Source organism: Tardiphaga sp., assembly GCF_044340795.1.
In the GTDB taxonomy this organism is placed as follows: Bacteria; Pseudomonadota; Alphaproteobacteria; order Rhizobiales; family Xanthobacteraceae; genus Tardiphaga.
The window spans coordinates 1-9,901 of sequence record NZ_JBIISY010000210.1; the positions used below are offsets into that span (position 1 = coordinate 1).

At 63.6% G+C, this 9,901-nt stretch carries 4 protein-coding genes; 1 reads left to right on the forward strand and 3 read right to left on the reverse strand.

Annotation, left to right across the window (positions count from 1 at the left end; translation table 11 throughout):
- A partial coding sequence (locus ACIQ17_RS25665; RefSeq protein ID WP_398472103.1) for a TerC family protein occupies positions 1-407 on the reverse strand: 407 nt, incomplete at its 3' end.
- A 140-nt stretch (positions 408-547) separates the two neighbouring features.
- Here ACIQ17_RS25665 and ACIQ17_RS25670 point away from each other — a divergent pair.
- Complete coding sequence (locus tag ACIQ17_RS25670) at positions 548-1,744, forward strand: UbiH/UbiF family hydroxylase (RefSeq protein WP_398472104.1); 1,197 nt, start codon at positions 548-550, stop codon at positions 1,742-1,744.
- On the opposite strand, the gene ACIQ17_RS25675 is transcribed toward ACIQ17_RS25670, so the two are convergent.
- A complete protein-coding gene (locus ACIQ17_RS25675; RefSeq protein ID WP_398472106.1) occupies positions 1,741-2,694 on the reverse strand; it encodes an AEC family transporter in 954 nt (317 codons plus the stop codon). The genes ACIQ17_RS25670 and ACIQ17_RS25675 overlap by 4 nt on opposite strands.
- Positions 2,695-3,221: 527 nt before the next feature.
- The coding region (locus ACIQ17_RS25680; RefSeq protein WP_398472108.1) for a filamentous haemagglutinin family protein at positions 3,222-9,901 on the reverse strand (6,680 nt) is incomplete at its 5' end.

Genomic DNA, 9,901 nt, shown 5'->3' on the forward strand with positions numbered 1-9,901 from the left:
ACGACCACGACCTGCAGGATCACCCAGGCGAAGGCATTGGCCGCGGGCTTCCCGCTCACATGCCCTTCCCGCGCCTCCACTTCGGCGTGAATCTCATGCGTCGCCTTGGCGATCAGAAACAGGCCCCCGCCAATCAGGATCAGGTCGCGCCATGACAGCGACAAGCCGAACGCGGTGACGACTGGCGCCGTCAATCCGATCAGCCAGACCAGGATGCTCAGCAGCGCGATACGGAACACCAGCGCCAGCGCGAGACCGATCTGCCTTGCACGCCTGGCCTGATCGGGCGGCAACCGCGCCACCAGCACCGACAGGAAGATCACATTGTCGATGCCGAGCACGATTTCGAGTGCGGTGAGCGTCAGCAGCGCAGCCCAGGCTTCGGGGCTGGAGAACAGTTCGATCATGGCATTCACGGGCTCGCGAGCACTGGAGCGTCAAGGGCTAGCAGGATTCCTTGATGATTGTCACTTGGCGGTGCGACAGGCGTGATTTCGCGATGCGTCATGGCTTGAAAATACCGCAGCAAAGTCCGATGGTCCCGGCCATGATCGAGACATCCACTTTCCCTTATGACGTCGCCGTTGTCGGTGGCGGTCCCGCTGGCCTCGCTGCGGCCATTGCCGTCGCTGAAACCGGCGCGCGCACAGCCCTCGTCGCCCGCCGCGCGCCCTATGCGGACAATCGCACCACCGCGCTGCTCGGCGGCTCCGTGGATTTCCTGGACAGTCTCGGCGTCTGGCAGCGCTGCGCCGACAAGGCCGCGGCTCTGACCACGATGCGCCTCGTCGATGACACCGGCCGCCTGATCCGCGCGCCCGAGGTCAAATTCGTGTGCGCCGAAATCGGACTCGAAACCTTCGGCTACAATATCGAGAACCGTGAACTGGTCGCGGCCCTTGAAGCGCGCGCGAGCGAATTGACCAATCTCATCCGCATCAATGACGAGGCGGAGACCGTTGCACCGGGCGACGCACAGGTCACGATCCGCATGCAGCGCGGCGAGACGCTCGCGGCGCGGCTCGTGGTCGGCGCCGATGGCCGCCAGTCGCTTTGCCGCGAAGCTGCGGGTATCGCCGTCAAGCGCCGCCCGCTTGGCCAGATGGCGCTGACCTTCAACATCAGCCACAGCCGGCCGCACAAGAACATCTCCACGGAATTCCACACGCCGCATGGTCCCTGCGTGTTCGTGCCGCTGCCGGGCGATCGATCCAGCATTGTCTGGGTCAGCAGGCCGAAGGACGCCGAAGCCCTGATGGCGCTTGATGATGCCGCACTATCTGCCGCTGCGGAAAGGCAATCGCACTCGATCCTCGGCCGTGTCACGGTCGGCCCCGGCCGTCACCTGTTTCCGCTCGGCATCGAGGAGCCGTTCGAGCTTGCGAAGAACCGCACCGTGCTGGTCGGCGAAGCCGCCCATGTGGTGCCGCCGATCGGTGCCCAGGGTCTCAATCTCGGCCTGCGCGATGCGTCCGATCTCGCCGACATGGTGCGCGACGCCGGCATCAACGGCCAGGACATCGGCGCATCTGACGTCATCGCCCGCTTCGCCCGCATGCGCCGCACCGACATCCGCTCCCGCACCTTCGCCATCGACATGGCCAATCGCTCACTGCTCAGCGATCTCCTGCCCATGCAGGCGATCCGTGCCGCTGGCATGCACACGATGGGCAGCATCGGCCCGCTGCGCCGACTTGCCATGCGCGAGGGATTGTCGCCGTCGTGGCGCAACCGCGCCTCTTAGGGAAACGCGATCTGCCCTGACTTCAGGAAATACATCACCGAGGTCAGCGTCAGCACCGAGACGAACGTCCCGAGCAGCACGGCGACCGACGCTGGCTCGATCCAGCTGTCATACTGCCGCGCGATCACGAAGACATTGAGCGCCGGCGGCAGCGATGCCAGCAGCACGGCCGTCGCTGCCCAGACCGGCGGGAACGGACCGAGTGCCAGCATCAGGCCAAACACGATCAGCGGGTGGATCAAGAGCTTGATCACGATCAGGCCCGGGATCTCCCACGGCACACGCCCGAGCGGGCGCAGGGCCACAGTGACGCCGAGCGCGAACAAGGCGACCGGCGCCGCCGAGTTCTGCAGGAACAGCAGCATGCCATCCACAGCCACCGGCATCTGCAGATGAAACGCCGCGACCGCCGCACCGAGATAGGCGGCGACGATCAACGGATGCAGCAGGATGTGCTTGATAACGATACCGATGGTCGGCAGCAACGGCCGCTTCTCCGGCGCCGTCAGTGTCATCATCAGGGGCGCAATCGAGAACAGGAAGATGCTGTCGAAGCAGAACACCAGCGCCGTCGGCACCGCCGCCTTCGGACCAAGGACCGCCAGCGCCAGCCCCGGCCCCATATAGCCGATATTGCCGTAGCCGCCGGCAAGCCCCGCCATACCCGCTTCGCGCATGGTCAGCCGGCCGAGAAACTTTCCGGTGCCAACCGAAAGAAAGAACGCCGTTGCAGTCGCCGCGGTAGTGCCGATCACGAACGGCAGATTGTTCAGCTCCTCAAACGGCGTCTTCGCCAGGATACGAAAGAACAGCGCCGGCAGCGACACATAAAGCAGGAAGAAGTTCATCCAGGCGAGTCCTGCTTCGGGCAGGTTCTTCGCCTTGCCACAGGCAAAGCCGATGAAGATCAATCCGAAATACGGCAGCGCGAGATTTAGGACGTCCATCATGATGGTGGCATTCGCCTTTGTTTTTCAATCATAGTGGGAGATGCACTGCTTTGGACCTCAGAGTCCATGCCGAGCCTTAATAGGATTAAATACTATTCTGAGTTAATGGCGTCAAACGCTGCGTCCCCTGAGCGCTTCCCTTAGCCTCAACATCTTTCCCGCCGTCCCTCGCAGATCCCGCCATTGGCGTTTCACCGCCGCCAAAGCTCAGAACGTCAAGGCCGGAATCAAATCGATCTAAAGGTTCGCTGGTTTGTTAGCGCGCATCAAGCGAGCTGTCGAAGGTCGTTTGACGTAAAGAACGTTCGGCGCATCACTTTCCATAGCTACTGCATGCTCGCGCTGAGCACCTCTTCCCAGGAATGACCTTTGGCGGGAAAAACACAGGATTTATGTAGACGCGTCGAGCATGACTTCTGTCCAGACCAGACACCGCCGACGAGTTCGCGTGGTGCCTCGTCGGTCAGTACATCTTCAATTTAGCGAAGAAGCTATCCGGCTCATCGCTTGATCCGCTGCAGCCGGCTTCAGCGGCCGCGCGCTGCACGAGCGATGTCTTGCAGGCGCCGCCTCTCATCGTCTGTCAGCGCCTCGCTCTGTTGCTGGTTCAATGCTCCGTTGCCCACCAATTGGATCACACTGTTGGTGTCGTAACTCCGGCGATCGTCGCGCTGGCGGCGTGTGTCCTCGTCCGACGGGGCCGCATTCCCGCCGCCATAACCAAGCACCTCGACGATGATCACCGATGGCCGCTCACTCCCCTTGTTCTGGGTCGCGTCCCTGGTGGCATCCTCGGCCGCCTTGTCCTTGGTCTGGACCGTCATGTTGAGACTGACGCTCTCGACCTTCGGGATGCCCTTCTTTTCACCCTCGACCTTGATGTTCTCGGCGTTGAGAACCTGCAGCGCCGCCACCACGAAATTTCCGCTGACACGGATGCCTGCATCACCCGCATCGACAGTGCCGTCCGGCGCGATCAGCGACACGTCGCCCGGCTCTACCCCGGTGAATCCGATGATGGTGCCGATGCCGCTGCCGCCGATATCGGCGCGCTCCTGCACCTTGGTCACGCCGTCCTCGTCGGTCGTGATCTCCGGAGCCGAGGGTACGCGGGTGGTCTTGGCGCCTCGGCCGGCATCGATATCACCTAGCGTCGACCAGATGGTCACGTCACCGCCGGCGAAAGTGAGAACGCGCGATCGGTTCACCGTCACGTTGTCACGAGCGAAAGTATTGATATCGCCATACCCGAGCGTTACCAGACCTGCCCCATCGGGCACGACCGTGCCGAGCGCAGCGACTTGCAACCCGCCGCCGGGCGTGAACGTCTCAATCCCACCGCCGGCCATAGTACGGAGGGTGCCGTTGCCGAGCTTGATGTCGCCTTTCCAGGCTGAACCGGGAAACAGCGTCTCGATCGCCTTATAGCCGCGATTATACCCGCCGTTCAGAGGACGACCATTGATATCGAGCGTGAGCTGGTTGTCGCCAGAGGTGCTCAGCTCCTGCATATAGGCTTCACGAATGAAGCGCTCCTGCGTCAAGCGGGGCAGTGCCCGGAAACGATTCCAGGCATCAACGGGCCGAAGCAATTCGCCGGTCATTTCTGCGACGAAGAGCTGTACACCACGCTGCATCTTGATCGATGTCGCACTTCGGATGTCGATGCCGTTGATCAGATAGATCGGCAACACTGTCTCGCCGTCCGTTACCTTCAGATAATTGGGCATGGCGGGCATATGGGCCGGGTCGAGATACATGGCGGCGAAGGCCTCATAGTCCGGCTGCCGCCCCTGCAAGCCCGCCATCACCGAGATCGCCGCGCCGTCACGTGGAAGGCCTTTCACCTCGCTCAGTTCGACCGCGCGGTTGGTCTGATAGGCGTCGTAATTGCCATTGCTGATCACTTCAAAAGTGGTGCCGTAGACATCGCGTCCCGCCACCAGCGAAATCGCGCCCGGTCCCTGCACCTCGATCCGGCCGCCGATACCGATGATATCGTTGCCGGCGTCGAGCAGCGACACGTCGGTCCGATGAACATTACGCAGATCGTAATCGATGTTGCGGATATCCCGGCCGGCGCGGAACCAGGTTTGCTCGTTCGTGGTGATCCTGGCCAGCTTCGGCACGCTGGTCGTCGCGATCATCGATCCGGTAATCGAACCATTGCGTGCGAAGATACGGCTCGGCTCCATGTCCGCCGCGTTTTCGAGCACCGCCGGATTGCGGACGCTTTCGAGATAGCTCATCAGCGAGCCTGCACTCAGGGTCATGCTGTAGCCGATCGTGAACTCATTCAACAAAAGTGCCGCAAGGCCGCTTCCGGCAAGCGATTGAAACTCATTTCCACTCATAGCCGACCGCAATTGCAGCCAGCCACCGCCAACACCCCCGATGGGCAGGAAGGGCGAAGGCATCATCGCAACATTGGCGCGCGCCATGGTGATTTCGCCGAGCACGATGTCATTGTCCGCGAGAATGCGCAGTTCCGGCGTCCTGCCCGGCGCTGTGAAAAAGCGATCGTGGCTGATCACCGAACCGTTTAGCGCGGCGATACGGGTGACAGATGGATAGAGATTGGTGGCGAACAGGCCGATGTAGGAATAGTCAACGTGGAGACCATATGTCCCTCCGGAAATGTCGACCTCCTTCGACAGATAACGCCCCTGATTGGTGAGCGAGACGTCGCCGCCCACCGACAACAGATCGAGCGAGGTGCGCTCCCCGTAGCCGCTCATATAGGCGCTATTCCGGCTCGAACCGCCGCCGTAAACGTTGTCGGAATTGAGCATCAGCGGATCCAGCACCGTCTGCAAAACTAGGTCGCCCGTGGTCTTCACCTTCATGGTGGCATCGCCGAGCGCAAGCACCGGGGCGATATCGAAGATGGCTTCACGTCCTCCGTACAACACCGCCGTTACCGTGCGACCATTGGCGAATTCACCGGCATTGATGACGCCATCGCCACGGCCAACATAGTAATAGCCCGCACGCACGGCACCGCCGGCATCAACCTGCATCAGGCCGCCGTTGCGCAGTTCGAGTTGCATCGGCGTGCTGGTCGAACTCTCGCCACCGCGGACACGGCCGTTCGTCGGCAGCGCCACCAGCATGTTGACGAGATCGCTCCCGGTGCTCACCGACACATTGCCGCCACCCAGCGCGCCGACACCTTGCTGGAACTTGCCGTAGTCGATCCACCACGACGTCTGCAGGCCCGGTTCGAAGCGCAGGTCCAGACCGAGCGAGCCAACCTTGCGCAGCCATTCCGTGAACAGCTGATTGTCGTCGAGCTGGGTATCGGTAGAGCGTCCGATCGGCAGCATGGAAGTGGCATCGCCCTGAGCGACGATCCTGAGATTACCTCCGTCGATGCCGTAGGTCGCATTCGCGGGTCTCTGGAAATCCGCATAGACGGTCGGATCGGCGCGGCCGGCGGTGTAAATGGCTGACGTGTTGTGCGCCAGCAGGAGATCGCGGCCAACCACCACATCGAGGTCGCCGGTGCCGGTGCGCACGATCTTGCCGGAGGTGGCGTCGCCGATGATCAGCGAGCCGCTCGCCGCAGGCAGAGCCGCGAGCGACCGGACCGTCAGCGCGCCGGCCGAGGTGAGGTCCGCGCCAGCGACGAGGCGCAGATCCCAAGACGACATGTCCTGCAGTACGCCGCTCGTGTCCGCTGCGGAGAAGCCATCACTGAGATTGCCGAGCAGTGTGAGATTACCGGTAGCACGAAGCGTGAGGCTGCCCATGCGGACGGTTGCGAAATCGGCGGCCAGATTCCAGTCTGTCTCGAGCGTGAGATCGCCGCTGCTCCGGATCTCAATCCCAGGCATCACGGCAATTCCGCCTGCATTCAACCGCGCCGCAATGGCTGCGGCATGGCTTGCGAATGTCGTGGCATTGATGATCGCACCGCCGCGGACGGCGTCGACGGAGCCTGCATCACCATTCTCGATGCTGACGCCTTCCAGAACCGCCGAACGCGCGCCGACCACCACCGCCTGCAGGCGATCAACGGCGATCTCTTGATGCGCATCGATCTGCTGTGCGCGGAAGCGCACGCGGCCGCCTGCAGCACCCGACACATCAATGGTGCCGCCGGCGACGTCCATGCGACCACCACTGGCCTCAAGGATGACGCGGCCACCGCCGAATTCGCCCGTCGCGCCGGCGCGCAGCAGTGCCGACGCCTGCATGGTCAAGCCGTTGCCAGCACTGATGGAAATATTACCGCCATACGGCGCGCGAGCATCGATCGTCCCTGCGAGCGTCACCGAACCCTGGTCGGCGACCAGCGCGAAATCCGCCACTTCGGTCAGGCCGTCGATTACCACACTGCCTGAGCGGATGCGGAACTGGCGCGAGGCCGAGAAGCCGGACACATTCAGGAGCTGGCTCATGCCGGCGAAGTCGGGAATCGCGGCAATGTCCAGAGCGAAGGAGCCGCCCTTCTCGCCTGCCCGCGCATGCGCCTCGATTGACCCGCCGAGCACCACCGTGCCGCCATTGGAGGCTGTCAATGACAGCTTGCCCGCGGCGCCACCTTCCACATGGGCGGACAGATTAAGGTGGCCGCCAGGCGCGACGACCACCGAGCCGACCGCGGCGAGCGCGATGCTGCCGGCATCGGCGAATTGCGCGACATCGTAGAACTGCTTCCTGAAGCCGCTAACATCGATGAGGCCGCCGGGCGCAATCGTCACATTGCCCGCGGTCGCGGTGAGATTGACCGCGCCGCCGAGCGCAACGATCCGCCCATCCATATTGATGCTGGTGCCGGTGAATGCGAGCCGCGTGCCGAGGCTTGCTTCGGCATTGTCGACCGGCGCACCGCCAGCTCCGGTGACGCGGATGGCGTTCTGCGTGGTGATCGATTGCGACGCGCCGCCGCGCCCGGTCACCACCGGGCTCACCAGCGTCACGGCTGCAGCGCCGGCATCGAGCGAGCCGCTGCCCTGCGCTCTCACCTGACGGCCGGCCGTCAGTGTCACCGCATCGAATCCGCGCAGCGTCTTGGCACCACCACCAAGCACGATGTCATTGGCGTTCAGTGACAGCTGCACGTTGCCGACCGCACCAAGGCTGACAAAGGTACCTGCTGAATTCTCCAGCGCGACGGTATCGCCGGCCACGACGATCGCACCGCTGCCATAGCCGACGAGACCGGCAGCATCGAAAGTGACAGTGCCGAGACCGGCGCGGCCGAGGTCGACGGATGTGTAGAAATCCATCGTGCTGTAGCTGCGCAGGGTCAGCGCCTGCGTATCCGCGAGCTGTGCCAGCGATGCAGCACTGAGCACGAGGCCGCTGCTCCCTCCGCCGAAGCTGATGCGGCCGCTGGCCAGTGACATCGCCGCGCCAGACAGTCTTGCACTGCTGGCGACCGCGGTGTCGCCGGTCGCATCGATCAGCAGCGCATTGCCACCGTTGAGCGTCGCATTGGCGCCAATGCTGACGAGGCCGCCGGCCGAGGTATCGACATTCTCGCGGATCACCTTCACGGCGTCGCCAGTCGAAACACGGATCAGCGCACCATAGTCACGCGATGGCGAGAGCACTACATCATTGTTTGGATTGGTGTCGGGCGTGCCGATGTCGCCATAGACGGCCTTCACCTGTGGCGCCATCACGAGATCGAGACCCGCGCCGGGCGAGTTGCCGCTCGCGACGATGACGCTGCCATCAGCGACCTGCACGGTGCCATTCGCCGCCAGCACGATTTCCGAACCGAACAGGCTGCTGTTCGCATCGTTGCGCACCAGCACATTCGAGGCCGAGACCGCGACTCGCGTACCGCGCGCATCGACGCTGCGCATGCCACCGATCAACAGGCTGCCCGCACCGAAATTGCTGAGCGAGGTCGCATCCACCACGAGATAGCCGGTCAGGTCGCTGCGCTCCTGCCCTGCCCCGACGATGGCAATCCTGCTGCCCGCGATATCGACCAGGCCGCCACGTCCGCCCTCTGCCGGCTGCGACTGTAGCGTGCCGTCGAGGACGAGGCTGGAACTTGCCTTGAACACCACCGAGCCGCCGTCCATCGTCAATCGCGGGGTCACCACATTGACTCCGGTGAGACGGTACTGACCGAGCTTGAAGAGGTCAGAGGCGAAATAGGCGTTGGCTGTAGCCTCGTTATACTCGCTGTAGCTGCGGAGCGTGGCACCCGACATCACACGCCAGGACGAGGAGAGCTGATCGCGCCCGCTGCCATAAGCATCGGCGCGCAATCCGGTCATCAGCGTCGCGCCATCCGCCAGTTGGAGCGTGGTGAATGCCTGTGTGCTGGTTGAATTCTTCACCATCGACACCGCGAAGGCGCCGGGCAGCAGCGCGTAGCGCGCCGGCAGCAGGTCGTACCAGCCCGCCGCGAGCCCGTTGCCGCCGGCTAGCCAGACCTTCTGCGCTGCCGCGCCGGAAACCTGCATGCCTGGCAGGATCGCATAGACGCCGGACTGCGCGAGCACGTCATGCGAGCCCCCGGGCCCCGGTACATGCTCCCAGGAGATGAGATCGCCGCCGCCGCGGATATCCACCACCGATCCGGCCGCGAGAGTCACCTTCGGCCCTTGCAGGATGATGTTCTTTTCCGGCAGCTTGCTCAGCGAGGGCGTCATCGTGCCGCTGGTCGGCTTGACGGTCGGGTCGATCCAGAACTCGTTATTGGCGAGCGTACCATAGGGCAGGATGAGGCCGTCGCCGGACACCGAGGTGACGCTGCCCGCGCCCAGCGTGATGCTGTCAGTGGACTGGAACACGATGCTGCCGAACGGCGCACGTACGGTGCCGTTCTGTGCGATTGCCGGCGCTTCCAGGGTGAGCGTGCCCGCGGCGGACAGCGGCAAACCGCTCTCACCGTTCTGCACGACGTCGATCCGCGCGCCGGCTTTGACGGTCGCGAGAATGCCGGTGGCGGGATAGATCTGGGCGGCGCGCAGTTCGAGCTTGCCATCGGCCGACAGCAAGGCGGTCCGGTTTTGCGTCAGGTCGGTCAGCAGGCCGCCGAGGCGAAGATCGCCGGTGACCAACGATGTCTCCGCAAATCCGGAGAAGGTCGCGCGGGTTACATCGATCAGGTCGGCGGTCAGCGTGAGCTTGCCAGTGCCGGCAGCGTCCGCGGCACCGTTGCCGGACAGAAGGCGAATATAGGGCGCTGTCAGGCTGGCCGCGCCAGCGCCGCCGCTGGCGAAGGTGCCAGTGATCG

Bases quoted from the DNA above. Each gene is read 5' to 3' on its own strand.
- ACIQ17_RS25670 (WP_398472104.1), top strand. From the start codon at position 548: ATGATCGAGACATCCACTTTCCCTTATGACGTCGCCGTTGTCGGTGGC.
- ACIQ17_RS25675 (WP_398472106.1), bottom strand. From the start codon at position 2,694: ATGATGGACGTCCTAAATCTCGCGCTGCCGTATTTCGGATTGATCTTC.